Here is a 26,179-nt window from a genome sequence, read left to right as displayed (position 1 = left end):
TGCGCGCGATTGCGGAGAGCAAGACCGTATTGGTGGCATGTCCGGCGACGATCGCCTATTTGGATCTGAGCAAACGGGCACCGGTGCGCGCGTTGCTCGATCGTGGAGGCATCGTCGCGCTGGCGAGCGATTTCAATCCCGGAACCTCGCCCTGTTTCAATCTGCAAACCGTCGCGTATTTCGGGCGCAAGCTCTTCGGACTGACCGCCGCCGAAGCGCTCTATGCGGTAACGCGCGCCGCCGCTCGTTCGCTGCGCGTAGATGCAGGTTCTTTGCGAGTCGGAGGGCAGGCCGACTTCGTCGCGCTGCAACTCGACGCGCCGGATGAATTCGGTTGGCTGCACGGCGGAAATCTCGCCGCATGCGTCGTGCGCGGCGGACGGGTGGCCGCGTGAACGAACTCGTGCGCTGCGCGCGGGCGCTGGTCGGCGGGGCCTTGCGCGAAGACTACGCATTCGTGGTTCGGGACGGGTCGATCGCGGCGGCGGGAGATTTCGGTGAGGTGCGCTCGTGGGCGGGCGACCTTCCCGCGCGGTCGTATCCGGCCAATCGCTTAGTGGTTCCGGGATTCGTCAACGGCCATAGCCACGCATATCAGATTCTTCTGCGCGGCTGGGCGGACGATTGGACGTTCGCGAAGTGGCGCAGCGAAGCGCTCTATCGCGTCGTGCCGCACCTCACGCCCGACGACGTGCACTGGATTTTCGTGGTGGCGTTCTCCGAAATGCTCGCGGCCGGCATTACCACGGTGGCGGAATTTTTCTACCTCAACGGCGCAGGCAACGCTCACGCCGAGGCGGCGTTGCTGGCCGCCCAGGAGACCGGTATCCGCATCGTGTTCGCCCGCACGTGGATGGACGCGGAGTACGCTCCGCCGCAGTTTCGCGAGAGCATCGATCTGGCCGCGGAACGAACGCTCGATTTGCAGGAGCGCTATCCGTGGGCGAACGTGTGCGTGGCGCCTCATTCGCTGCACGCCGCCTCGCCCGGCATGATTCGAGCCGCCGCCGCTTTCGCGCGGTCGCAGAACTGCACGATGCACGTACACGTCGCCGAAGCATCGTACGAAGGCGAGCAGACGATGCAGGCGCATGGCGTCACCCCGATCGGGTTGCTCGATCGTCTCGATGCGCTCGACGAGCGGACGATTGCGATCCACGCGATCTACATCAGCGAAGACGAACGGCGACTGCTCGGGGAGCGCGGCGCGGCCGTGATTCATAACCCGATGACCAATCAGTATTTGGGTGACGGTATCTGCGACGTCACGGCGCTGCGCTCGTACGGCGTACGCGTCGGGTTGGGGACGGATGCCGACGTCAAGCCTTCGCTCATCGATGAGATGCGCGCGGCATCGTATCTACAGAAGATTCTGCGCACCGACGGGAGCGCACTCGGCGCCGTGGACGCCTACGCGATGGGTACGCGCGAAGGTGCCGCAGCGCTGGGCGTAACCTGCGGTGACCTCATTGCCGGATGTGCGGCCGATTACGTGGTGCTCAACGCGAATGCCATCGATCCGTGGACGCCGCCGGTGAATGCGCTGGTCTATCGCGCGCAGGATGCGTGGGTGCAAGCCGCGTTCGTCGGCGGGGTCCGGGTTTTTACCGGCGAACCTTCACCGCTGTCCGTGCGGGCTCGAGCCGAACTCACGCGCATCGCGCAAAGGGTGCTTCCGTAAAATTCCGCACGATCGAATTGGAGCGACCGATGAAACTGCGTCCCATAGCGAGCGCGTTGCTCGCGAGCCTGTTGTTAGCCGGTTTGGCGGCCTGCGGAGGCGGCAAGACGTCGCAGACCACGCAGGCTGCCGGGCCGATGTCCGCAGCCACGACCGAAGCTCAGCGCGAGGTTGCCGCCCTTCCCCAGAGCGCCGCAATGCCCGTACCCGCGACGCTCGGTTGCGGAGCGGTTAAGCCGGTCTGGGTCAATCTCCGGAGCAAGGCGTACCACGAGCCGGGCGATCCGTACTACGGCCGCACGAAGAACGGCAAGTACCTCTGCCCGGCCCAGGCCCAGGCGCAGGGTTATCACGCGGCCGGCTCGATGCATCAGCGCAAGCGCCGCGCGAAGAACCAATCGAACGGCATGAACGGCATGAACGGCATGAACGGAAGCGCACCCGAGCAGAGCCCGGACGGCAATAACTAGGCCGCTACGGCGCGAGCGCCGGGCGCAGGCGACGCATGAACGCGGCGAGCCGAGCGCTCTGCTCGTCCGTGCTCGGCGCGCCCGTATAGAGGACGACGACCACTTCCAGGCCGGAAGCCGTGGTGAGAATCCCGCCGTCGTGACAGACCGAGTCGGTCTCGCCGGTCTTGTGCTCGAAGCGATCGCCCGCCGACAGGCCGGCGCTGAGCTTGTCGTTCCATATTTGGGCGCCTAGGGCGCTTCGGAGCCGGGCCGAGCCGGGAACCTCGGCGCGTGAGATCGCGCTCAGCAGGCGCGCAGCATCGGCCGCAGGGTGCGTATTGAGATCGAGGCCGTTCCAGAGTGGATCGTGGATGAGCGGGTCGCTTCCCGAGAGCTTGCGTCGGAACGACGTGTGGGGGAGGCGTAGCCGCTCTCGAGCGATGCTGGTGGCCCGGTCGCGCCCGACTACGTCGAAGAGGGTGTTCGTGGCGACGTTGTCCGAGTAGGCAATGGCCCGGTGAATCAGCTCGTCCAAGGTCGCGAAATAGCCGGGATCCAGGGGAGAGGGCGCATCGTTCGCCGTCATGTTCCCAGGCTGGATCCGGATATGCTGGTCTAGGTGCAGGCGGCCGGCTTCCACCTCGCACAGGATGGCCGCCGCCAGGGGGAGCTTGATCATGCTGGCCGGATAGAGCGGGCGTTCGGCATCGATGCGCCGCGACTCGTCGCCGGTTTGAAGGACCAGCGCGAGGTCGTCGAGCTGCGAGGCCGCCGCCCAGGAGCGGAGCATCTCTGCGGAAGGGAGCATCGTCGGCATCGGCACGAGGCTCGGTTTACCCGCATCCCCGGTGCTATCCCTGGCTGCAAGTGGGTACTTGCACGCACAAAAAGGGTGTGGTATGCTCTGCGTGCAAGTACCTACTTGCATATAAAAATGATGCTATTTCATACAATGAGGCCAATGGAACTTCGTCCCATCGCCTACCACCCGCAAGCGCTTCCCGAGATGGAGGCCGCCATCGTCGCATCCTTCGAGGATGGGCTGCCCCAGGCCGTACTCGATCTCGACGTACTCGACACCCTCGATAGTGAAGGCGTGCGCGGGCTGATCGTGCTCTTGCGCCGCGCTCGCACCCTCGGCATCGAGCTCGCGCTCCATGCTACCAAACCGGAAATCCGCCGAACGCTCGGCGTGATGGCGCTCGACCGCCTCTTTCCCATGACGACGAAGGAGGCGGTAGCATGATGCGCGGCTTCTTTGCGGCTGTTGTCTTCGCAAGCCTAACGCTGGCGAGCGTATCGGTACGTGCCGGAACGCCGGAACCCCTAACCGCGACGACGATCATCGAACGGATGCTCTCGCTCAACCCATCGTTGGAGTCGTACCGGGCGCGCGTGCACGTGGACATTCGCATGCAGAATTTCCCGTTCTTGGCTCCCAAGCTCGACGGAACGTCCTATTTCAAACGCCCGGATAATTACGAAGTCGTTTTCGACCGCGTCCCGAGCTATGCGAAGGGCTTCTCCAAGCTGTTCAACGACGTCGGCGATCCGGCGGCTTGGCAGAAGGATCAATACGTCACCTACTCGGGCACGACCGTGCTCGGCGGACGGCCCATGCTGGTGCTGACGATGACCAAGAAAATTCACAGCTCGATTCTCGATCACACCACCGCATTCGTCGATCCCTCGAATTACGAACTGGTGCGTATGGAGTGGCACTACACCAGCGGCGGCGTCATCGCCATGTCGCAAGCCTATCGTAAGGAAGGCGGTTACGATGTGATCTCGGCACAACACGCAACGATCGACATCCCGCACGTTCGTGCCGTAGCCGACTCGTATTTCGCCACGTACCGCACCAATATCGCGGTCAGCGGCGCGGTGTTCGCGCAGCCATGATCGACGAACACGGCATCGATTCGGGCAAGACCGCACCGGAGGAGACGCGCGAGCGGATTCTCGCCGCGGCGCGCGAGGTTATGGCGCGCAAGGGTAAACGAGGCGCGACCACGCGCGAAATCGCCGAGACGGCGGGCGTGAACGAAGCCACGCTCTTCCGGCATTTCGGGAACAAGGAAGCGTTGATCGTCGCTACCGCCCAACACTACTGTGGCGCGCTCGAACTGCGCGGCGTACTCTCGCAGCTTCCCGGCGATCTCGAGGGCGATCTCTTTGCCATCGGCAGCCTCATGCTCGAACGCATGACCCGGCTGCGCGATATGATCCGCTGGTCGCTGGTTGAGGACGATTACGAACAGAGCATCTTTTCCAAAGCGACGTGGCGGCCGCAAGAAGCGATTCACACGCTGTTAAACGAGTATATGCAGGGCCGCGTCGCATCCGGCGATCTGGTCGGCAACCCCGGCGAATTGGCGCTACTTTATATGGGAATGATCTTCGCGCACGTGATGTCGCGGAAAAAATTTCCGGAGATGGCGTTGTATGCCGATCCGGATCGAGCCATCAAGTATTTCATCGATGTATTTCTCAACGGCGTAAGGAGCAAGTAAACGCACATGGACACGCGCGAGGCAAATCAAGAGCATACCAGTTCGCCCACGCAAGCCAACGGCAGGGGTGTGGCTTCCAGCGATTCCACGGAGCGCACCGGACCGCGCAAACGCGTCATCTTCGGGATCGTCGGGGGCATCCTGGGCATCCTGCTCATCATATGGGGCGTCAAATGGTTCATGTACGCGCGCTTGCACGAGGGCACCGACGACGCTCGCGTGGATAGCGATGCGTACGCCGTTACCAGCAAAATTAACGAGAAAATCGACGCGATCAACGTCGATACCAACGATAGCGTCAAGAAGGGGCAAGTTCTGATCGTTCTCGACAATCAGATCGAGCAGGCCCAACTCGAGCAAGCGCAAGCGAACTACGATCTCGCGACGGCCAATCAGCGCACGAACACGACGCAGGGCCAGGGTGGCGTCGCCCAAGCGCAAGGCAACGTCGCCAGCGCCCAAGCGCAGGTCCCCGTCGTGCAGGCCGGCGTCGCGCAGGCCGAGGCGCAACTCCGTGCCTCGCAGTCTCAGTTGCCCGCAGCGCAGGCCGCCTACGCGCAAGCCCTCGCTAATTACAATCGCACCAAATCGTTGGTGGCAACCGGCGATATGGCCAGGGCGCAACTCGATGCCGCGACCTCGCAAGAGGCCGCAGCGGCGGCGCAATTACGGAGCGCCCGCGACAACATCAGCGTCGCGCAGGCAAATCTCAACGCCGCACAGCAACGCGTCGGCGCAACCGTCGCGCAAGTCGGCGCAGCCCAGGGCGGTGCCACGACCGCGCAAGGCAAGCTGCTCCAAGCCTCCGACCCGAGCCAGGTCGAAGCCGCGAAGGCGCAACTCGATATTGCCAAGCGCAATCTCGGCTACACGCGGATCGTTTCTCCGATCGACGGTTTTGTCGGCGAGAAGAGTGCCGACGTCGGCCAGACGGTTAGCGCCGGCATGACCTTGATGACGCTGATCCCCGCGAATAAGATTTTCGTCACGGCGAATTTCAAAGAAACGCAGATGGGTGACATGCGCGTCGGACAGCCTGCCGATATTACGGTCGACGCTTATAAGGGAACGACGTTCCACGGCCACGTGCTTTCGATCAATCCGGCCTCGCAAAATACCTACGCGCTCGTACCCGCACAGAATGCGACCGGCAACTTCGTGAAGGTTACGCAACGCATCCCCGTGCGCATTTCGATCGACGATCCGAAGGCGAGCATGCCGTTGCGGCCCGGCATGAGCGTCGAAGCCAACGTGAAAGTTCGCTCGTAGCGATACCGTCAGGATATCGTAATGATGGAACAACGAAGCGTGGTCGAGTTCGGCTGGCGCAGGATCATTGTGAGCCTCGCCGTGATCTCGGCGACGCTCTTGGAGATTATCGACACCACGATCGTCAACGTCGCCTTGCCGAACATTCAAGGCAATTACGGGGTCGCGGTCGATCAGGGCGCTTGGGTGGTAACCGGGTACATCATCGCCAACGTTATCGTTATTCCGCTCACGCCATGGCTGGCGGCGCGTTTTGGCCGGCGGCAGTATTTCTTCGCATCGATCGTCATCTTTACCATCGCCTCGCTCATGTGCGGACTCTCCGGAACGTTCGAGCAGTTGGTGTTTTGGCGCATCGTGCAAGGACTCGGCGGCGGCGGGCTGATTTCGACGGCTCAGGCGATCTTGCGCGACACCTACACCATCAAGGAACAAGGTAAGGCGCAGGGCATCTTCGCGATGGGCGTTATCGTCGGGCCGGCGTTGGGGCCGGTTCTAGGCGGATGGATTACGGATAATCTCACCTGGCGGTGGGCGTTTTACATCAATATTCCGGTTGGCATCGCGGCCGCGTTACTGGTCTGGTTCTACCTGCGCAATCCGCTCAAGCCGACGTATCGGAGACTCGATTGGATCGGTTTGGGATTGCTGGCGGCGGGCTTGGGCTCGATGCAGTACGTGTTGGATCAAGGGCAGACCTACGATTGGTTGAGCGATCCGAACATCCGGCTCTTCACCGCGCTCGCGGCCATCGCGCTGGTCGGATTCGTCGTGTGGACCCTGCGCTCGAAAATCCCGGTGGTGGATCTGCGCGTGCTGCGTCTGCGACAGGTGGCGGCGGGCAGCATCCTGGGCGGAGTGCTCGGCGTGAGCCTCTACGGCTCGATCTTGGTCTTACCGCAATATCTGCAAGGATCGCTGGGGTTTACGGCAACGCTCTCCGGCCTGACGATTCTCGTACGCGCGGCGGCGGTGATGATTTTTACGCCGATCACCGCCGCACTCGCGGGGCGGGGCGTGATCGATCCACGCATCTCCACGGCCATCGGCTTCGTGCTGTTGGCGGTCTCGAATTGGATGCTCGCGAACGTGACGACGCCGCAATCGGACTTCGGCACGTTCATCGCATCGCTGGTCATCAGCGGTATAGGCCTCTCGCAGATCTTCGTCCCGCTTTCGATCGCGGTCATCGGCGGCGTTCCGGATAAAGACGTAGCCGCAACCTCGGCGTTCTTCAACCTTTCGCGTCAAGTCGGCGGCAGCATCGCTACGGCGGTGCTGGTGACGCTCCTGGTACGCGGCGTCTCGGTCCATCAAACGGAACTGGCTGCTTCGATCAATCTCGCCAGCCCCGCGACGGCATCGTATCTTGCGGCAAACGGGGGTGCTCACTCGACCTCCGCGCTCGCCAATCTCGAAGGCATGATCGCCGGTCAAGCGCAGGTGCAATCGTACGCCGACACCTCGCGCATTACCGCGATCATCACCATCCTTCTCGCTCCACTCGTCTTGCTACTCAATAAGCCGCGATTGGGCGGTTCCATTCCGGCTGAATAGGAGTTACTGTGAACACTCGAATCGTATCGCTGGTCGTCGCATCCGCTGCCACTATGGCCGCGAGCATGCCGTTCGGTGCGGCGGCCGCGCAGGGCACGCACCCGCCGCTACCGGCGCGCGCGGCAGTCCCGACGCCGCAGCCGACGGCCGTGTTCCCGCGTATTCCGAGCGTGGCTCGCGGCTATCGCCCCCCTGCAGCGCAACCGAGCGCGGCGAACATCGTCGGCGTGGCCCAAGAACCGTTCGTCGGTTTGACGCTCTCCGATGCGATCGGAATGGCGTTGCTCAAGAATCCGGATCTCTCGATTGCCGCCTCGAACACGCGGATCGCGTCCTACCAGATTCAGGCTGCCAAAGGCGCCTTCGACGTCCACTTCTTGCTCGAACCGTCCGTCAAGCACTCCACCTCGGCCGCGACCAATGCGTTTTTCGCCGGCGGAAACGATTTTCAGCCGATCGTGCAAAACGTGCAAACGGTCGAAGGCGGTTTGAAAGGCCAGATGCCGAGCGGCCAACAGTATAGCGTGAGCCTTTCGCAATCGAAAGTGAACGACAACACCTATATCAACGCGTTCAATCCATACTATCCGACATCGTTGAACGTCTCGCTGACGCAGCCGTTGCTCAAGAACGCCGGGATCAATCCGGCGAAGCGAGCGCTCCTGCTATCGGTGGTCAATGCCGACGTATCGGAATCGCAGACCCTCGCCGACGCCTCGACCACCATCGCGAACGTCGAGAACGAATACTGGAGTTTGGTCGCAGCGTGGCGTACGGTTGCGATCGACGAACAGGCGCTTCATCAGGCTGTCGCCCAACAAGCGAGCAACGTACGATTGGCCAAGCAAGGCCAAGCCGCTCCGATCGACGCGGTCGAGTCGTCGACGCAAGTTTCGACCTACCAAGACCGGGTATTCGAAGATCTCCAGCAGGTCTCAACCGTGCAGAACACCCTCAAGGGGCTGCTCGTCGACGATCCGGCGAATCCGATCTGGCGGGCCAATCTCGTGCCGACGTCGCCCGTGCTGCAAACGCCGCAGATCCCGAGCTTCGATGCGCTCCTGGCTTCAGCACTCAAGAATCGCCCGGAAGTTCGACAGATCGCCGACGCGCAGCGCCAAGCCGACATCAATCTGCGCTATGCAAAGAATCAAGCTCTCCCGCAAGCAGACCTGCAAATGAACTATCAGTCGAACGGCTATGCCGGTAACGCGCTTTCGCCGCTCGGTGGCACCTTCGGAACCGCGACGCCCCCGCCGTATATGGTCGGATCCGCCGCGCAATCGTATAGCAATCTCTGGAGCGGGAAATTCCCGACGTACTCCGTGGGCGTTGTGATCGATCTCCCCATCGGCAATACGACGGCCCGCGCGAATCTGGCGGCTGCGCGCGAACAAGAACTCCAAGCGCAACTGCAAGGCCGCGGCATCCAGCAGCGGGTCGTCTTCGAGGTCCGCAACGCATACCAAGCGTATCAAACGGCGGTCGCGCGTTTGAATGCCGCAACCCAAGCGCGCACGACCGCGGCCGAAGTCTACGCGAGCGAGCAACGCAAATTCCGAAACGGAGCGTCCACGACGTTCCTTGTGTTGCAGCGGCAAATCGAACTCGTGCAAGCACAAGGTCGCGAACTCGCGGCGCAGACCGCCCTCAATAAAGCCGTCGTCGAACTGCAGCGAGTCGATGGATCGATCCTGGGCGCGAACGATGTACATCTCTCCACGCTCGGAGGAGGGGCTCCAAAATGAACGTTCCATCACCGCGGCGGACGATGCGCATCTCGCCGGAGACGTATCTGAAATTGCAGCAACGAAGTGCGACGCTCTACGCGCGCGAACTCGAACGCTGGAACGATCGCCGGGCCCGGGGGTAGCGCGTCGCGGGAGCGGGCTAGCGGGCTGAGGACTCGTTTAACGCGACGGCCTCGCGGATGAGCGCTTCGAACGGTCGGCTAACCCTTGGGCGGCTGTCGTAATCCCACGATCGTGCCGTTGGGATCCTTCACGCTGGCGACCAGCATTCCGTAGCCGACGTCCGTGATCTCTTGCACGACCGTGCCGCCCGCCTCCACGAGCGCTTTTACGCTTGCCGCGATGTCGCTCTCCGTCCAGTAGGCGAGCGCACCCGGTTCGCGTTTGCCTCCGTTCGGAACGAGTCCGATTTCCATGTCTCCGCTCTTGTATCCGACGTACCCGGGTCCATCGACATAGGGGTCGGCACCGATGAGCTCGCAAAAGAATCGCTTGGCTTTTTCCAGTTCGGCAACGGTATAGACGATAAGGGAGACGTCCTTCAAGATTGTATACTCCTTCCAACTCTATGACGGATCGAGCGCGGTGAAACGTGACGGCTGCCCCAAGGGAGACGATTCATGAAGGACGTGGAGCGGCTCGCGGAGCGCTTTGAGGCGGCTCGGCCGCGCTTGCGGCGGATCGCGCTGCGAATGCTGGGATCGGCCGTAGAATCCGACGACGCGCTGCAGGAAAGCTGGCTGCGCATAAGCCGCGCGGACGTTACGCGCGTTGCGAATCTCGACGGCTGGCTCACGACCGTTGTTGCGCGCGTCTGCCTCGACGCGCTGAAACGTCGCGTCGGCCGGCGCGAGCAATTGATGCCGGATGATCCGCGTCGCGACATCGCCGCAATCGCTCCCGGCGAACGGCCTGAGGAAGAAGCGATGCTCGCCGATTCGATCGGCTTGGCCCTGCTGATCCTGCTCGATGCGCTGCCGCCGGCAGAACGCGTTGCATTGGTGTTGCACGACATGTTCGACGTGCCATACGACGACGTCGCCGCGATCGTGGGAAGGACGCCGGAAGCGGCGCGGCAACTCGCAAGCCGCGCGCGCCGCCGCGTACGCGGCGCATCCGCCGGCCGTGATGCCGCGACGCAGCGGCACGACGAACTCGTGCGCGCGTTTCTCCAAGCCTCGCGCTCGGGAAATTTCTCCGCACTGCTCGCGCTACTCGATCCCGGAGCGACGCTTAGGGCGGATGCGGCGGTGATGGCGATGGGCGGAGCGGCGTATTGGCAGAACGATCGTTTAGAGGCTGGTATCGAAGGCGCGGATGCCGTTGCACGGACGTTCTCCGCACGCGCGCGTGCCGCGCAGCCCGTACTAATCGACGGCGAACCGGGAGCGGTTTGGATGCATGCGGGGGAGCTGCGCGTGGCGTTCCGCTTCAAGATAACGGGCGATCGAATCGCTGCGATCGATCTCATCGCAGATCGCGCCGCGCTCGCGCAATCGGTCATCGAGCGTTAGGGAGTCCGTGCGGCGGCGGCTGCGTCGGCGAGCCAGATGAGCCGGCCGTCCGTTGGGGCGATGATTTGCGCGGGATACGTCGACGGATCGTCGGCACCGTTGCGAACGGCGGCGAGTGCGGCGCTCTTTGCGGAGCCTTCCACCGCGAACGTGACGCAACGAGCCGCATTCAGCACGCTCGGCGTCAGCGTGATCCGCCACATCTGGACCGAGGCCGAATAGACCGCGCGTACGAGCCGGTCGGAATCGGTCGTCGGATCGGTGCCGGGGAAGAGCGATGCGGTGTGGCCGTCGGCCCCCATGCCCAAGAGCACGAGATCGAAGCGCGGCCGATCGCCGAGAACGCGCTTGAGATCGGCCGCATACGAAGCGGCGGCTTGTTCGGGCGGATCCTCGCCGCGTATGCGATAGACGTTGCGCTCCGGAATGTTTACAGCATTCAGAAACGCTTCGCGGGCCATGCGGTAGTTGGACTGCGCGTCTTCGGGCGGCACGCAGCGTTCGTCGCCGAAGAAGGCGAGGACGTCTTCCCACGGCAGCGCCGAACGATAGGGTTCGGCTGCGAGCCGCTCGTACGCCGCGCGCGGCGTCGTTCCGCCGGCCAACGATATCGCGAAGCGTCCGCGTTGCGCGATCGCCGAATGTGCGGACTCTGCGACGAGTTCCGCCAGCGCGTCCGCGACCGCGGTCGCATCGGGCAGGACGCGTAATTCGCCCGGGGACCTCACGAGCGCGCCGCTCCGTAGGTGAGCAATTCGGTTGCGACGGCGAGCGTGTCGCGAAAGACGCGGTCGCCCTCGCCTTCTAAGATCGCGCGTTCGACGAGCGAGGCGATATCGACGCCGCCGAGCGGCCCGCACCGATGGCGCTGCGTCTTGCCGATGCTACTTTCAAGAATGATGGCATCCGGATCGTCGTGGCCGACTTCGGCGACAAAACGGCCGTTTTTCGAACGCAGCGTCACGCGCTGCATGCGCCGGGCGGCGCCGGAGCGTTCGATGGATAGCGCAACGTGCCCACCGCGTTCGGACGAGAAGGTGCGAGGACCCGCGATGCTCCATCCGAGGCGGCTTGCAAGCCAGCACGCGAAATAGTAGCTCTCGGCGTCGGAGCCGCAGGCGATATCGATTTCTTCTAGCCGCGCGAGTTCTGCGGCTTGGCCGGGATCGTCGAAGAATCCGGCGATGCATTCTTGCCACGGGGCTAGCCGAAGGTACGCGAGATCGGCGATCGTGACGTTCGGTTGACGTTCTACGAATAAGCCGAGATCGCGCAGTGCGGCCGCGTCCGTCTCGATCATCGACGTGCTGCAGATGGTGGTTCGAGCCAGGCGCGCGAGCGGCTCGAAGCGTTGATCGGAGGCGGTCTGCCTGCCTCCCCACATCAGCAGCATCGGCGCTTCCGGCAGCGATCCCGTTTCGAGCATCGACACGAGATGATCGGGCGTAGTGCCGGCGACGCCGAGTTCCAGCCAGTCGCCGTGCGCGCTCGCCCGACCGATGTGATAGGTTCCCTCCGAGATCGTTGCGTCAAGAAGGATGACGCGGGATGGGTGCTTGTCGGCCACCGCTCGGACGCGCTCGCGCGCCCACGTCGCCACGGTCGCGTCGTCTACGAATACGGCAAGCGTCATCGTCGCGGTATTCGGCTCACCGCTGCTGCTTCGCGCCGCCCGCAACTCTTCGAGGACTGCAGGAAGATCGAGCGCGCTCAAAGCGCGCGCCACTCCGGAAAGAGCTTCGCGGCCGATTCGGGCCCCTGGCCACCGGCGGGGTAGTTCGGAAACGTGAAGTCTTTGGTGTGCTCCCAAACGTCGAGGATGGGCGTAACGATCTCCCAGGCGCGTTCGACGGCATCCCATCGCGTAAAGAGCGTCTGGTCGCCGCGAATCGCATCGCCGATGAGCCGTTCGTATGCGGGCGGAGATTGCACGCCGAAGCCGGACCCGTAATTGAAGTCCATGAACACGCTGCGAATGTGGCTCTTGGGGCCCGGAACTTTGGCTTCGAAGCGCATCGTGACGCCCTCTTCGGGCTGGATCTTGATGACGAGTACGTTCGGTTCGATCGTATCGGTGGATTCGCCGTAGAGGCGGTGCGGAATCGGCTTGAACGTTACCGCGATCTCGGAGACCTTACGCGCGAGCCGTTTACCGGAACGCAGATAGAACGGCACGCCGGCCCATCGCCAGCTATCGACGTGCAACCGTACGGCCGCAAAGGTTTCGGTATTCGATTCCGGGTCGACGTCTTGCTCGGAACGGTAGGCGATGACCGGTTTTCCGTTGATGTTTCCGGCCCCGTACTGGCCGCGCGCGGACATCGACGCTACGTCCTCGTGCGTCGGCGGGGCGATGGCGGAGAGTACCTTGAATTTTTCGTTACGGATCGCATCGGCATCCGAACTTGCGGGCGGCTCCATCGCGACCAAGGCCAACAGATTCATGACGTGGTTTTGAATCATGTCGCGAAGCGCGCCCGCGTTATCGTAGTAGCCCCCGCGCAATTCGACGCCGAGCTGTTCGGCGGCGGTAATCTGTACCGATTGCACGTAATTCCGATTCCATACCGGCTCGAAAATCGTATTGGCGAACCGCAGTGCCATGATGTCTTGCACCGGTTCTTTGCCGAGGTAGTGATCGATGCGATAGACGCTGCGCTCGTCAAAAGCACGCTCCACCGTCTGTTGTAGCGCCCGTGCCGAGAGCAGATCGGTACCGAACGGCTTCTCCACGACGATCCGCGTCCAGCCCTTGACGTGCGTGCGCGGGTCGATACCGGCAGCCTTAATGTGCGTGATAATTTCCGGAAAGACCGACGGCGGCGTGGACAGATAGAAGAGCCGATTGTGCGCGGTCCCGAGTTGGGCGTCATTTTCGTCGAGACGTTTTTTGAGTGCTTCGTAGCACTTCACGTCGTCGAAATCGGCGCTCATGTAGCTGATGCGGCGCTCGAAATCGTCCCAGATCGCCCCTTTTGGTTTTTGATCCGCGGGAGCGAACTCGTCGAGCTGTTGTTTGCAGTATTCGCGAAAGCTCTCGTCGGTGTAATTGCTGCGCGAATATCCCACTAAAGCGAAATCGTTGGAGAGCGTGCCGTTGAGGCGCAAGGCGTATACTGCCGGCAGCAGCATGCGTTTGAACAGGTCGCCGCTGGCGCCGAAGAAGACGATCGAGCAAGGATCGGTGACGCGGTCGCGGTGTAACCCGTCGCGCAGCGGGTTGCCGTCGTGCTGCGGATCGACGGTAACCGTCGCGGTCGCTTTAGCCATGCGTCTCGCTCTTGACGGCATGCCCGCCGAATTGATTGCGTAGCGCGGCGATGACTTTCGCGCTGAACGATTCGTCCTGTCGCGAAGCGAAACGAGCCATGAGCGACATGGTGATGATCGGCGCCGGGACGTTTTCATCGATGGCGGCCTGCACCGTCCAGCGGCCCTCGCCGGTGTCGTCGACATATCCGCGAATGTTCGCTAGACCCGGATCGTCTTTGAAGGCGAGTACGGCGAGTTCGAGGAGCCACGATCGCACGACGCTCCCGTAACACCACACGTTCGCGACCTGCTCGAGGTCGAAATCGAACGGCGACTTTTCGAGAATCTCGAATCCTTCGCCGTACGCTTGCAACATGCCGTACTCGACCCCGTTGTGGACCATTTTAGAGAAGTGGCCGGCCCCCGCCCGCCCGACGTGTGCGTAGCCGTTGGCGGGCGCAAGCGTGGTGAAGATCGGTTCGCAGGATTTGACGGCCGGATCGTCGCCACCGACCATCAAGCAGTAGCCTTCCTTCAAACCCCATACGCCGCCGCTCGTGCCGGCATCGACGAGGCTCACGCCCTTTGCCTTACAGCGTTCGTATGCGAGAAGACCCTCTTTGTAGTTGGTATTGCCGCCGTCGACGATGATGTCGCCCGGCCCGAGCAGCGCAGCCAGCGCATCGATGGTTTCGTCGGTCGGGGCACCGGAGGGGACCATCACCCACACGACCTTCGGCGAGCCCTTCAGCGCGCCGACGAGTTCCGCCAAGCTCTGCGCACCGGTGGCTCCGCCCGCTACGGACTGCGCCACGGCTTGTGCGCTGCGGTCGTAGACGGCGACCGAGTGGCCGCCCTCGAGAAGGCGTGTCGTCATATTCGCGCCCATTTTTCCGAGCCCGACCATTCCTAGTTGCATCGATGTTCCTTACGCTGTAGCCGTGAGTGCTGAATCGACCGAGGCGATCAGGGCGCGCAATGCGTCCTCGATGTTGCCTTTGAGATGGACGCGCATGCCGCGGCGATGGCGCTTATCGAGGGACTGCCAGTCGCCCAATGCCTGCGCGGCGAGCAGCGTGCGGAAACCGACGTTCATGCCCGGAATCATCGGATCGTTGGGCTCGTCGGCCGTGATCTGCAACATCACCGCCGTATCGGGGCCGCCTTTGTGCAGTTGGCCGGTCGAATGTAGGAACCGAGGCCCGAAGCCGACCGTGGTTGCGACGCGACGGGCGTCGCGAATCTTCAAGCGCAGCTCGTCAAGCAGCGTTTCGTGTCGCTCGTTACGCGCAACGTACGCACAGATCGCCTCGTAGTCTCCAGCCCGCAGGGAAGAGAGCACCGCGGAGAGCGTTGCGGTTGCTCCCGCGGTCGTGATGCCCTTGCTCCCGGAGAGCAGGGTGATGTCGAAGGCCGGAGCTTCCACATCCGTCGTCGGCTCGTCGATGGATCCGGTTTGCAAGTATTGCGCGAGCAACGCCTTCGTATTGTCTTTGGATTCTTGGACGTTAGGTTGATCGAAAGCGTTGATGCGTAAAATCGATCCGGCTGCGGCGACGGCGATCTCCCACAAATAGAATTGCTCGCCCAAATCGTACTCGTCGTTGAGGGCTAAGCGAATCACCGGATGCCCGGCGGATTCGAGTTCGGTCAGGGCTTCGGCTGTTCCAGGATGCGGGTCGGGCAGATTGGCGCCCACATAGACGAACAGGCGATCCGAACCGTAAACGTCGGGGCGGCCGAGTTCCTCGCCGGCGATCGGGATGATGCCCTTGCCGAGTTTGCCGGTCGATTCCGCGATCAACTGTTCGGCCCACGCGCCGAACGCGGCGACGTCGGGATGCGTCACGATCGTGAGCTTGTCGCGTCCGTTTACCGCTAAGCCGCCGATCGCCGCGCCGAAGCGCACGCCCGGTGCCATCTTCGGATCGACGATGGGTTCGTTCGCGTGCATCGCCCCGAGCCCGCGATCGAGCAAGAGTTTGATGTCGTATCCGGCCAGCGCCGATGGAACGATGCCGACGAACGAAAGCGCCGAATAGCGTCCGCCGATATTCGGGTCGTTTTCGAAACACGCCGCGAAGTTGTTGGCTTTGGCCTCGTCGACCGTGACGGTGCCGGGGTCGGTGATTGCCACGAAGTGGCTGCCGGCGTTTGCCGCGCCCACGGCCTTGACGACCTTATCGTGAAAGTATGCGTAGAAAGCGTTGGGCTCGGTGGTCGTCCCGCTTTTGCTCGCGATGACGAACAGCGTTTGCGCGACGTCGATGCGCTCTTCGAGTTCTGCGATTTGCTGCGGATCCGTCGAATCCAACACGAACATGCGCGGATATCCGTCGAAATCGCCGAGCGTATCGTGCAACACGTCGGGCGCGAGCGAACTGCCGCCCATTCCCATGACCACGACGCTGTCGAACGCTTGTTTGATATCGTCCGAAAGCGAGCGAAGGTTGGGCACGGACTCCATCAGGCGTTGCGCGATGTCGAGCCATCCGAGCGAGTGTTTGACGATCTCGCCCGCGGCGGCATCGTCCGTCCATGGCGAGGGATCCTTGGCCCACAATTTTTTGAGAAAACCGCCGTTCGCGAGCTGCGTGAGGGCCGCTTCGTAATGAGCTTGCGTATCCCCCAGATGCATCGCGATGCGCTCGCCGCCGCTGGCAAGCTGATTTTGCTTGTAGGTGATCGCTCCCAGCAATGCCGCGAAGGAGTCGGAAAATGACGCAACGCCCTCGATCTGGAGCTGATGGGTCACTTCGAAGAGCGATATGCCGGCGTCTTGCAGCGCTTTGAGCGTTGCTCGCGCGCCATCCAGATCGTTTTCGATCGTATTCGGAACGATCGTGCCATGATCGAGGAGCGCGGCCAGCGTGTTGGGCGGCATGGTGTTGACGGTGTCGGGGCCGATCACCGTATCGACGTACATCAAATCCGAGTAGCTCGGGTTCTTGGTAGAGGTGCTCGCCCAGAGCGGCCTCTGTGGGTGAGCACCGGCTGCGGCCGCTTTCGCGAACGTCTCACCCTGGAAGAGTTCTTTGAATTTCTGATACGTGAGCTTGAGGTTGGCAATGCCCGTCTTGCCGAGCAGCGCGCCGTATCCGGTTTCGCCTTTGGCGATTTTTGCATCCAGCAGTCTATCGACGGCCGTATCGATGCGGCTGACGAAGACCGAATTGACCGAACGGATCGTATCGACCGGCTTGCCCTCCCGAATGCGGCGCTCGAGGCCCTTGATGTAGGCTCGGGCCGTCTTTTCGTACATTTCGATCGAGAAGATCAACGTGACGTTGATGTTGAGGCCTTCGTAAATGCAGGTCTCGATGGCCTCGACGCCTTCGTTGGTTCCGGGGATTTTCACCATGAGATTCGGCCGATCGACGCGATTCCACAACTGCTTGGCCATCGCGATCGTACCCTGTGTATCGTGCGCCAGTAGCGGTGAGACTTCGAGGCTTACGAAGCCGTCGTTCCCTTTTGACGAGGAGTATACGCCGCCGAATGCATCGCACGCGCTCTGGATGTCCTGGACGGCGAGATCCCAAAAAAGCGCGTCCGGATCTTTCTCGCGGTCGATGAGCGAACGCAATTGCGCATCGTAGTCGTCACCCGTGCCGATCGCTTTCTCGAAGATCGTCGGATTGCTGGTCATGCCGCGCAAGCCGCGCTCGATGAGGTGCGCGAGTTCGCCGGATGCGAACATGCTGCGCCGTAGATTGTCGAGCCACACGCTCTGCCCGGCATCGAGTAATTGTTCGAGTTGATTCTTCACGGGATTCTCCTAGTACCTCAGTTACGTGTGAGTTGCGAAAGCGAACGAGTCGAGCGCGACCTCGGTAATATGCTCGGCGGTTAACCCGAGCGTGCGGGCGATGTCGGCTGCGGGAGCGGAGCGCCCGTACTGATCGATGCCGATCGAAACTCCTCGCTGTCCCACGTATGCCGACCAACCGAAGGTTGACGCAGCTTCGATCGAGATGCGGGCGGTGACGGCCGGCGGAAGCACGTCGTCGCGATAGGATTGTGGCTGCTCGTCGAAGAGCGACCAACACGGCATCGAGACGACCCGGGTACGCACGCCTTTTCGTTCGAGCAGCCCTTTGGCCGCAATCGCCAACTCGACTTCGGAACCGGTTGCAAGAAGTAGGAGATCGGGCGTTCCGTCTGCGTCTGCGATCACATAAGCTCCGCGGTCCACGCGCGCGTTTCGCTCGCCCAGGAATGTGAGTTTTTGGCGCGTGAGCACGAGGGCCCACGGGCAGCCGCTCTGCGGATCGATAGCGAGTCTCCATGCTTCCATCGTTTCGAGTGCGTCCGCAGGGCGCACGACGCGCACGTTCGGCATGGCGCGGAGCATGGCGAGTTGTTCGATCGGCTGATGGGTGGGCCCGTCCTCGCCGAGAAAGACCGAGTCGTGGGTGAACACGTAGATCGCATGAAGCCGGCTCAGCGCGCTCAAGCGCAGACTCGGCTTGAGATAGTCGACGAAATTGAAGAACGTCGCGGCAAACGGCATCAAACCGCCGTGCAGGGCGATGCCGTTCGTCGCGGCCGCCATCACGTGCTCGCGTACGCCGTAATGGATATTGCGGCCGAGATAATCGTCGGGCTGAAAATCGCCTTGACCGTTGAGATACGTCTTGGTCGACGGGTCGAGATCGGCGGAACCGCCGACCAACTCCGGTAACGCGGACGCGATGGCGTTCATCACGATACCGCCGGCATCGCGGCTTGCGATACTGCCGTTCTCTTTGGTAAACGTCGGCCAGGGAAGGTTCGCCGGAAGCTTGCCCTCCAGCGCGCGCTCGAGCGGCGCGGCCAGATCCGGGTGCGCCGCTTTCCATTCCGCAAACGTCGCGTTCCATTGGGCTTGCAGGCCGGCGCCTTTGCTCCCGCATTCGCGATAGAACGCCAAGGCCTCGTCGGGAACGTAGAAGGCGGGTTCGAGCGGCCAGCCGAGTTCGGTTTTCGTTTTGGCGACATTCTCCGCGCCGAGCGGCTCGCCGTGGGCCTTGGATGTATCTTGCTGCGGCGATCCGTACCCGATATGGGTGCGCACGGCGATCAGCGACGGCCGGTCCGTAACGTTTTTAGCGATGGCGATTGCGCGATCGATCGCATCGGCATCGTTGCAATGGGCGGCATCGACGGTTTGCGTATGCCAGCCCGACGCGTCGAATCGCGCGATCGCGTCTTCGGTATACGTCACGTCGGTCGGTCCGGCGAGCGAGACGCGGTTGTCGTCGTAAAGCACGATCAATTTCCCGAGTTTGAGGTGCCCCGCAAGGGAGAGCGCTTCTTGGCTGATCCCTTCCATCAAATCGCCGTCGCCGCAGAGTGCGTAGGTGAAGTGGTCGCAGATCCGTGCATCGTCGCGATTATTCACCGCACCGAGATGCGCTTGGGCGATCGCAAGGCCCACCGCATTCCCGATACCCTGCCCGAGCGGACCGGTGGTGGCCTCGACGCCCGGCGTGTGCCCGACTTCGGGATGGCCTGGAGTCTTACTGCCGAGTTGGCGGAAATGCTTGAGATCGTCGAGCGAGAGATCATAGCCGGTCAGGTAGAGCATCGCGTAGAGGAGCATCGAACCGTGGCCCGCCGAGAGAATAAAGCGGTCGCGATCGAACCAGTGCGGATCCTGCGGGTTGAAGCGTAGATGCCGCGTCCAGAGCGTATAGGCGATCGCGGCCGCGCCGAGCGGCAACCCGGGGTGACCGGAGTTTGCTTTCTGTATCGCATCGACCGCGAGAAAGCGAATGGCGTTGATGCGTTGCTCATCGAGCGACGAATTCGGCACGGAACCTCCTTCAAAAGATACAGGGCGCGGATGCGAGCCTCTGCCGCAAAACGTGGGATGGGGCGTATTCGCGGCTGGCTTCCTATCTCTTACCCTGATCTACGCCGAAAGATCGCTGCTCGGATCGCGTTAGCCGTTCGGAAGGATGACCGCCCGCCCTTCGAACGTACCCGCTTCCATCTGCGCGTATGCTTCGTGCGCGCGCTCGAGCGGAAAGCGACTGACGTGCGCGTGGATGTAGCCCCGCCGCGCCAAGGCGATCACCTCGCGAAGCTCGGCGATCGAGCCGTAGAGCGGCATCGAGACGCGTGCCCCCCACGATACTTTACCCTGCGAGACCGGCAGGGTTCCGCCCCCGAGCCCGACGATGGTGCAATCGCCGTTGGGCCGTACCAGCTTGCGAGCGAGATCGACGGTCGCCTGAACGCCGACGAAATCGAGCACGACGTCAGCTTGGCCGCGCAAGAGTTCCAGCACGGTCGCGAGCGCGTCCTCGTTGGAAACAACGATGTCGTCGGCGCCGAGAGAGCGCGCCAGCGCCAAGCGTTCGAGCGAGATGTCGACCGCGATAATGCGGACGCTGGTCATCGCTCGCAGGATCTGGACCGCCATGTGGCCGAGCCCGCCGACGCCGATGACCACCGCGGTCGCATCCGGCGCAAGCAGAAGGAGCGAACGTTGGATCGCGTGATAGGGGGTGAGGCCCGCGTCCGATAGGGGCGCGGCATCGCGCGGCTCCAGATCGCCCAACGGCACGAGGTAGCGGGCCGCCGGAACGATCATGTACTCGGCCATTCCGCCGTCCTCTCCCAGGCCGCATCCGCGCATGTCGCGCTGGTTGAGGCAATAATTCTCGGCCGATACCGCGCAAGCGGCGCACCGCCCGCAAGCCCAAGCAGCGTACACGGCATAGGCTTCGCCTTCGCTCACACCTTTCACGCCGGCGCCGATTGCGGCGACCCATCCGGTGTTCTCATGCCCCAGGGTAAACGGCGGCGCCCACGGCGACTTTCCAGCGGCCACGCCAGCGACGACGTGGAGATCGGAGTGGCAGGCCCCGGCTCCCGCGATCTTGAGCAGCACCTCTCCGTTGCCCGGCTCCGGAGTTGGAACGTCTTCGATTCGCGGGCCGTCCGCGAGCAGCCGATACGCCTTCATCCTACAAACTACGACGGGACCGCCTGGGAACCATGCGCCGCCGCGGCAATCGGCCGCGTTAAGATGAAGAGCGAGACGGTGCGCCGTAACGATAGCCTCGTTATGGATTTTGAGCAATTGCGCGGGCAGATCGAAGCGTTGGCTGCGGGGAACGGCGATCCGCGTGGCCGCGAAGGGCGTGCCATCGACGATGCGATCGAAGCGCTCGACGAAGGCCTGCTTCGCGCGTGCGAGCCCGACGCCGACGGCGTATGGCAGACGAACGTCTGGGTGAAGCAAGCAATCTTGCTCTATTTTGCGCGGTGCGAATCGCATTGGATCGGCGACCGCGACCGCGACGGGCTCGTCTATTTCGATAAGTTGCCGGTCAAGAAAAATTACAAAAAGCTCGGCGTGCGTTGCGTTCCACCCGGCGTCGCACGGTACGGAAGTTTCCTCGGGAACGGCACGATTTTGATGCCGGGCTACGTGAACATCGGTGCGTACGTCGACGAAGGCAGCATGATCGACACGTGGGCAACCGTTGGATCGTGCGCGCAGATCGGCAAGGGCGTGCACCTTTCGGGCGGCGTCGGCATCGGCGGCGTGCTCGAACCGCCGCAGGCCTCACCGGTCATCATCGAAGACGGCGCCTTCGTCGGCTCGCGCTGCATCGTCGTTGAAGGCGTGCATGTCGAGCGCGAAGCGGTACTCGGTGCCGGCGTCGTGCTTACCGCGAGCACGCCGATCGTCGACGTGCGTGCGACGGAAGCGGTAACCTCGAAAGGCCGCATCCCGGCGCGCGCCGTCGTGATCCCGGGAACGCTGCCCAAACGCTTCCCCGCCGGCGAATACGGCGTTCCGTGTGCCCTGATCATCGGCACGCGTACGGAAGCGACCGACCGAAAGACGTCGCTGAACGCTGCGCTCCGCGAATACGAGGTAGCGGTCTAGTGTTCAATCCACGCGTCTTAGAGATTCCGGGTTCGCTCATCCGCAGCATCGCGGCCAAACGTCAACCGAGTTCGATCGACCTCGGCTTAGGAGAGCCCTCGCTCAGGCCCAACATGGCGCACTTCGAACACGCCATGGCGTACGTTCGCGAGCATGGCGTGAAGTACACGCAGAACGCTGGCGAGCACGCGCTGCGGGAAGCGATCGCCCGGCACTACCACTACCCGCAAATGCACCGCGTCGAAAATGTCTGCGTGACGACCGGCTCGCAAGAAGCGATGTTCGTGACGATCAAGACCTTGCTCGATCCGTCGTGCGATGAACTGCTCATCGTCGAGCCGGCCTTTCCGGCCTACGCAAAGATGGCCGCTCTCGAAGGCATCACCGCGCGCGGCGTGGCTATGGACGAAGCGCACGATTTCGCGTTCGACGCCGAACGTATCATCGCGGCGATCGGCGAACGCACGCGCGCCATCGTGATCTGCTCCCCGAATAATCCCAGCGGCCGCGTGATCTCACGCGACCAAGCCGACATCCTGGTGCGAGCGCTCGAACGGCGCTCGGGCGATCCTATCTGGATCATCCACGACGAAATCTATCGCGAGCAAACCTATATCGAAAACGAAGCCTACCTTGCAGACAGCTATCCCTATACGATCGTTACGAATTCGCTGAGCAAGAGTAATGCGCTCACCGGGTTGCGCCTGGGATGGATCCTCGCTCCCCACGAGTTTATCGAACAGGCGATCAAGGCGCATGCATGGGTGACGTCGTGCACGGATACATTCGCCCAACAGGTCGGCTTGCACGTCTTCACGACGCTCGGCGGCGTGGGAGAGCACGTGGAGTGGTATCGGCGCCAGCAAGCGGCGGTCGTCAACGCACTGCGCAAGAGCGAGTTGCGCTTCATCGAACCCGAGGGGAGTTTCTACGCGTGCGTACGCTTACCCGACGGCGTGCCGTCGCTGGATGCCGCGATCGCATTGGTGGAAGAGTACGACGTCGTTGCCATCCCGGGCATCGCATTCGGAGCGATGTTCGATGCATGGCTGCGCCTGAGTTGGGTCGCGCCGATCGAGCGCGTCACCGAAGGCATCGACCGCATCGCCGAATACTGCCGCAGCAACGCACTCGTTTCGTAATTTCGCGGTGCGTCCAAAGGCCGTCGCGCGGGGTCCTGCAAAACGACTGATCGAGCGCAAACGACCGTCCTATTATGGTTTTCGGCATATTCGCTGATGCAAGGCCGATTCGGGATGCGTGGAGTACTCCAAATACACATCTTACGGGTGGTGTGGGGCAATTTTGTTTAAGTTGCTAAGCGGAGTCGCCCGGCGATCGACCGAGCCTGCCTCGGAAAAAGAAGTTAGAGCAAACACTTAGGCGCCCGCCGGCGTCTTTTACAGTATGAAGGATGGCGAAGGGCTCTTGGGTTTGGTGAGGGCGGCCTCGAACGGGCATGAAGAGGCCTACGACGGGCTTGTTCGCTCCCTGTGGCCGAACGCATACCGAATTGCCCTGTCGATCCTCGGCGAGAGCTGCGCTGCAGAAGACGCCGCGCAAGATGCCTGCGCTGCGATCTGCGCAAAGCTTCAGAACCTTTCCGACGTGCGCTCTTTCGCCGGTTGGTCCTACCGGATCATCGTGTCGCACGCACGCGATCACGCTCGCGCAGATCTCGTTTACGGCGACGAGAGACGCTCGGCTACGAAACGGCGAGCGGCGTCTCGACGCGCGACGACCCTAGCGCTCGGCTTGACCTCGAAGCCGCGATCGGCATGCTGCCCGAGTCCCTGCGGCTCGCGCTCGAACTCCACTATTTCGTCGGTTTGACAAGCAATGAGGTCGGCGTCGCACTTGGGATACCCGCAGCGAGCGTGCGCTTCCGCCTGATGATTGCCCGCCACCGCCTACGACCTCTTCTCGGCGACTCGACCGTGCCGCCAACGGCACAGGAGACTGTATCATGAATGAACCCAAGATCATTGAAATGGCGCTGCAGCGGCGATTTGCGCGCGCGGCAGTACCCGAATGCCCTCAGGGCCCGTGGGCCCCGACGACGGCCGCGCCCCTCCCGCCGCGTCCTCGGTCGCGTGGCTTCGCATACGCATGCGCAGTGCTCGTTATTCTGCTAAGTGCCGGCATCGCTACTCAGGCCGCCGGCGTGCTACGCGCCGGCTACGCGCATCTCTTCAACCAGGGTTCCTCGAAACCGTTACCACCACTCATTCATCGCGCCGATCGGCTTACCATCGCGCAGGCGCAGCAGCACATGCCATTTAGGGTCGTCGTGCCGGTTGGGCTGCCGACGCACACGATTTTTCAATATGCGCACGTGGTCAGCGAACAGCCGATTGCGCGCGTTGCGCTGGTCTACCAAACGCAAATCGCCGGACGGTATTACCGGATCCTCATCAAGGAGACGACTGCAATCAGCGGCCCTCCCGTCACTCACTTTGAGGCGATTAGTCAGGGAAAGGATGGGCGGACGCATCGTGAGACGTGGACGCTTGCGCTGCGCCGCTGGAAGCACGGGAACGTCATCATGGAGATGCTCCCACAGGGACTACCGGCCACGGTGACCGATCGGATCGTTCGCGAAAACACGCTTTGAGCTGACCGGCCCCGGCGCGCCGCCTACCCCAACTATTGTTGGGGTAGGGCTACTTGCACCCTGGACGAGATTACAACGCGCGTCCCAGTGCCGAGGATGCGGAATGCGAGTTTCGGCCCGAAAACGCGAGCAGGCCGGCGATCGTCCAGGACTGCGCGATTAATATTAGCACTCGCGCGACGGCCTTTGGCGCGTGCTAGCGGTCGACCTGATTCGCCGGAATGCCCGGGTTGACCGCGCAGTCGCGTGGCGCGTTGAACGAAGGATTGATGGGCAGCACGGGACGGAACGCCGAGTTCGACGGACGGAAATCGAAATAGGGTGCGAGATCCGGCGCGTTGGCGTCGAGTTGATTGAGCGGCTGCATGCCGTACAAGTCTTCGACGAATTTTAACACCGATGCGTACGTTGCCGTCGAATGGATCACCGTTCCGTTCGCGCGATTGTATGGGGAAATCACCAAGAACGGCTCGCGCATGCCGGGCGTTATGGTGCCGGGCATGGCGCTTGGCGGCGTCACGTGATCGTAGAAGCCGCCCCAATCGTCCCACACGACGAAGATAACGGTGTGCGGCCACAGCGTCGGATTCTCGCCGATCCAATCGATGACGGAGCTGACCCAGTCTTGCCCGCCGACGGGACTCTGCGACGTGCCGGGGTGATCGGAGAAGTAGATGCACGGAGGTTTGACCCACGTGAATTGCGGCAGGTCGTTACCCCGGATATCCGTTTCGAGATCCGTCCGCGCGATGCGGAAGGGAGAACCGGGAACGATTTTGGTGAGCGGATACCACGCGCGGAAGTTGATGAAGCCGTCGAAGACGCCCGTCGTCGAGTCGGTGCTGTAGTGCCGCCAACTAACGCCGCGCGCGTTCAAGCGGTCGGCGAACGTCACGCCGCTCCAGCAAATGCCGGTCTCACCCTCGAGTTGCCAATCGGTAAAGCCGGTAACGAGATCGAGAACCGGCGTCGCGACGCTGTCGACGGGCACCGTCGAGCCGCAGTTGGGTGGCGGGGCGCTCGCCGCTCCGGGAGAAGGCGATGGGCTGGGGACATCGTCGATCTGCTGCGCGAGGTCGTTCTGCGAATTAAGCGCCACGATATACTGATGCCCCGGAAACGAATTGGAACTCTGTACCGCAAAAAACTCGTCACCCAGTTCGTACGCCCGTGCGATGCCCCAGTATCCGAGCCTGTCGCTTTGCCGGATAATGGTGAGTGCGTCGCGATCCGGGCGAAACGGCGTATCCGGATTGCTTGCGGGCGCCGATGTGGGACACGGTGCGGGGCCGCCTGGTGGTGCCGTCGGCCAAGCGCCGTTGACCAGTGCTTCCCAGGTTGGTGCGTCGAAATTGTGGACTTGCAGGCAACGGAACGGGTCTTGGCCGTTATCCGGAACGGCGGTATCGAAACCGGCTTGGCGCAGATCGTTCACGATCGGTCCGGAGATCGTGCTGTCGGCCCCGGCAAAGGGCGTCGGGCCGCCCGGATAGCCGCCGAAGATATCGTCGAAGGTGCGATTCTCTTGCACGATTACGACCACGTGATCGACATAGCCGCGCGCGGCGACGCCTGCGGGAACGTTTACCGGAACGGCACCCGGAGGGCCGGGGCTAACCGCTCCGGCGCACGATGACGCGCAGATCAGCAGGCCCAAGCTGGCGATAACGACGGCTTTCCCCGGCACG

Annotated in this window: 25 protein-coding genes; 14 read left to right on the top strand and 11 right to left on the bottom strand. The window is 62.6% G+C overall.

The window, feature by feature from the left end:
* From VMW12_06155 to VMW12_06145, 3 genes are all read left to right on the top strand, one after another.
* Window positions 1–395: amidohydrolase family protein (locus VMW12_06155; protein HUZ49312.1), on the top strand; the 395-nt coding region annotated here is incomplete at its 5' end.
* Window positions 362–1,681 (top strand): amidohydrolase family protein, encoded by a 1,320-nt coding sequence (locus VMW12_06150; GenBank protein HUZ49311.1) that lies wholly within the window; start codon window positions 362–364, stop codon window positions 1,679–1,681. The genes VMW12_06155 and VMW12_06150, both read left to right, overlap by 34 nt.
* 29 nt (window positions 1,682–1,710) lie before the next feature.
* Window positions 1,711–2,151, top strand: coding sequence for a hypothetical protein (locus VMW12_06145; protein ID HUZ49310.1), 441 nt, complete (start codon window positions 1,711–1,713; stop codon window positions 2,149–2,151).
* Between the two features lie 4 nt (window positions 2,152–2,155).
* Here the strand turns inward: VMW12_06145 and VMW12_06140 are convergent, their stop codons facing one another.
* Window positions 2,156–2,950: a serine hydrolase gene (locus VMW12_06140; GenBank protein HUZ49309.1), complete on the bottom strand. Its 795-nt coding sequence runs from the start codon at window positions 2,948–2,950 to the stop codon at window positions 2,156–2,158.
* A 144-nt stretch (window positions 2,951–3,094) separates the two neighbouring features.
* Here VMW12_06140 and VMW12_06135 point away from each other — a divergent pair, with 144 nt between their 5' ends.
* Genes VMW12_06135 through VMW12_06105 form a run of 7 tightly spaced genes read left to right on the top strand, consistent with a single transcriptional unit; the run spans window position 3,095 to window position 9,345 of the window.
* Window positions 3,095–3,379 carry an STAS domain-containing protein gene (locus VMW12_06135; GenBank protein HUZ49308.1) on the top strand — a complete coding sequence of 95 codons (285 nt, stop codon included), beginning with the start codon at window positions 3,095–3,097 and terminating at the stop codon, window positions 3,377–3,379.
* A complete protein-coding gene (locus tag VMW12_06130) occupies window positions 3,376–4,035 on the top strand; it encodes a hypothetical protein (GenBank protein HUZ49307.1) in 660 nt (219 codons plus the stop codon). Before VMW12_06135 ends, VMW12_06130 begins: the two co-directional genes overlap by 4 nt.
* Window positions 4,032–4,646, top strand: a complete 615-nt coding sequence (locus tag VMW12_06125) for a helix-turn-helix domain-containing protein (protein HUZ49306.1) — start codon at window positions 4,032–4,034, stop codon at window positions 4,644–4,646. Before VMW12_06130 ends, VMW12_06125 begins: the two co-directional genes overlap by 4 nt.
* Window positions 4,647–4,652: 6 nt before the next feature.
* The gene (locus tag VMW12_06120) at window positions 4,653–5,915 is read left to right on the top strand and encodes an HlyD family secretion protein (GenBank protein ID HUZ49305.1); all 1,263 of its coding nucleotides are present in this window, start codon (window positions 4,653–4,655) and stop codon (window positions 5,913–5,915) included.
* 21 nt (window positions 5,916–5,936) lie between these two features.
* Window positions 5,937–7,472: a DHA2 family efflux MFS transporter permease subunit gene (locus VMW12_06115; protein ID HUZ49304.1), complete on the top strand. Its 1,536-nt coding sequence runs from the start codon at window positions 5,937–5,939 to the stop codon at window positions 7,470–7,472.
* 8 nt (window positions 7,473–7,480) lie between these two features.
* Window positions 7,481–9,220 carry a TolC family protein gene (locus VMW12_06110; protein ID HUZ49303.1) on the top strand — a complete coding sequence of 580 codons (1,740 nt, stop codon included), beginning with the start codon at window positions 7,481–7,483 and terminating at the stop codon, window positions 9,218–9,220.
* Complete coding sequence (locus tag VMW12_06105) at window positions 9,217–9,345, top strand: hypothetical protein (protein ID HUZ49302.1); 129 nt, start codon at window positions 9,217–9,219, stop codon at window positions 9,343–9,345. The genes VMW12_06110 and VMW12_06105 overlap by 4 nt, the downstream gene beginning before the upstream one ends.
* A gap of 78 nt (window positions 9,346–9,423) precedes the next feature.
* Here VMW12_06105 and VMW12_06100 read toward each other — a convergent pair whose 3' ends face one another.
* Window positions 9,424–9,768, bottom strand: a complete 345-nt coding sequence (locus VMW12_06100) for a VOC family protein (protein ID HUZ49301.1) — start codon at window positions 9,766–9,768, stop codon at window positions 9,424–9,426.
* A gap of 75 nt (window positions 9,769–9,843) precedes the next feature.
* Between VMW12_06100 and VMW12_06095 the strand changes: the two genes are divergently transcribed.
* A complete protein-coding gene (locus VMW12_06095; GenBank protein HUZ49300.1) occupies window positions 9,844–10,737 on the top strand; it encodes a sigma-70 family RNA polymerase sigma factor in 894 nt (297 codons plus the stop codon).
* Here VMW12_06095 and pgl read toward each other — a convergent pair.
* From pgl to VMW12_06060, 7 genes are all read right to left on the bottom strand, one after another.
* Window positions 10,734–11,465: a 6-phosphogluconolactonase gene (gene pgl / locus VMW12_06090; protein ID HUZ49299.1), complete on the bottom strand. Its 732-nt coding sequence runs from the start codon at window positions 11,463–11,465 to the stop codon at window positions 10,734–10,736. The genes VMW12_06095 and pgl overlap by 4 nt on opposite strands.
* On the bottom strand, window positions 11,462–12,451 hold the full coding sequence (locus tag VMW12_06085; protein ID HUZ49298.1) for an OpcA/G6PD domain-containing protein: 990 nt from the start codon (window positions 12,449–12,451) through the stop codon (window positions 11,462–11,464). The genes pgl and VMW12_06085 overlap by 4 nt, the downstream gene beginning before the upstream one ends.
* Entirely contained in the window at window positions 12,448–14,007 is a 1,560-nt protein-coding gene (gene zwf, locus VMW12_06080; GenBank protein HUZ49297.1) for a glucose-6-phosphate dehydrogenase, read from the bottom strand. The genes VMW12_06085 and zwf overlap by 4 nt, the downstream gene beginning before the upstream one ends.
* Window positions 14,000–14,908 carry a decarboxylating 6-phosphogluconate dehydrogenase gene (gene gnd / locus VMW12_06075; GenBank protein ID HUZ49296.1) on the bottom strand — a complete coding sequence of 303 codons (909 nt, stop codon included), beginning with the start codon at window positions 14,906–14,908 and terminating at the stop codon, window positions 14,000–14,002. Before gnd ends, zwf begins: the two co-directional genes overlap by 8 nt.
* Window positions 14,909–14,917: 9 nt before the next feature.
* Window positions 14,918–17,758, bottom strand: a complete 2,841-nt coding sequence (locus VMW12_06070; protein HUZ49295.1) for a bifunctional transaldolase/phosoglucose isomerase — start codon at window positions 17,756–17,758, stop codon at window positions 14,918–14,920.
* A 21-nt stretch (window positions 17,759–17,779) separates the two neighbouring features.
* Window positions 17,780–19,786 carry a transketolase gene (gene tkt, locus VMW12_06065; GenBank protein ID HUZ49294.1) on the bottom strand — a complete coding sequence of 669 codons (2,007 nt, stop codon included), beginning with the start codon at window positions 19,784–19,786 and terminating at the stop codon, window positions 17,780–17,782.
* Between the two features lie 129 nt (window positions 19,787–19,915).
* Complete coding sequence (locus tag VMW12_06060; protein ID HUZ49293.1) at window positions 19,916–20,944, bottom strand: NAD(P)-dependent alcohol dehydrogenase; 1,029 nt, start codon at window positions 20,942–20,944, stop codon at window positions 19,916–19,918.
* 78 nt (window positions 20,945–21,022) lie between these two features.
* Here VMW12_06060 and VMW12_06055 point away from each other — a divergent pair, with 78 nt between their 5' ends.
* Together VMW12_06055 and VMW12_06050 are read left to right on the top strand one after the other, a co-directional pair.
* Window positions 21,023–21,877 (top strand): 2,3,4,5-tetrahydropyridine-2,6-dicarboxylate N-succinyltransferase, encoded by an 855-nt coding sequence (locus tag VMW12_06055; protein ID HUZ49292.1) that lies wholly within the window; start codon window positions 21,023–21,025, stop codon window positions 21,875–21,877.
* A complete protein-coding gene (locus VMW12_06050; protein ID HUZ49291.1) occupies window positions 21,877–23,019 on the top strand; it encodes a pyridoxal phosphate-dependent aminotransferase in 1,143 nt (380 codons plus the stop codon). The genes VMW12_06055 and VMW12_06050 overlap by 1 nt, the downstream gene beginning before the upstream one ends.
* Before the next feature lie 540 nt (window positions 23,020–23,559).
* Here VMW12_06050 and VMW12_06045 read toward each other — a convergent pair.
* A complete protein-coding gene (locus VMW12_06045; protein HUZ49290.1) occupies window positions 23,560–23,784 on the bottom strand; it encodes a hypothetical protein in 225 nt (74 codons plus the stop codon).
* Window positions 23,785–23,843: 59 nt separating this feature from the next.
* Between VMW12_06045 and VMW12_06040 the strand changes: the two genes are divergently transcribed.
* A complete protein-coding gene (locus VMW12_06040; protein HUZ49289.1) occupies window positions 23,844–24,491 on the top strand; it encodes a hypothetical protein in 648 nt (215 codons plus the stop codon).
* A gap of 196 nt (window positions 24,492–24,687) precedes the next feature.
* Here the strand turns inward: VMW12_06040 and VMW12_06035 are convergent, their stop codons facing one another.
* Window positions 24,688–26,178, bottom strand: a complete 1,491-nt coding sequence (locus VMW12_06035) for an alkaline phosphatase family protein (GenBank protein HUZ49288.1) — start codon at window positions 26,176–26,178, stop codon at window positions 24,688–24,690.
* Window position 26,179 lies beyond the last annotated feature (1 nt).

This window comes from Candidatus Dormiibacterota bacterium, assembly GCA_035532835.1.
Taxonomy (GTDB): domain Bacteria; phylum Vulcanimicrobiota; class Vulcanimicrobiia; order Vulcanimicrobiales; family Vulcanimicrobiaceae; genus DAHUXY01.
This window is presented reverse-complemented; position numbering and strand designations above follow the sequence as displayed.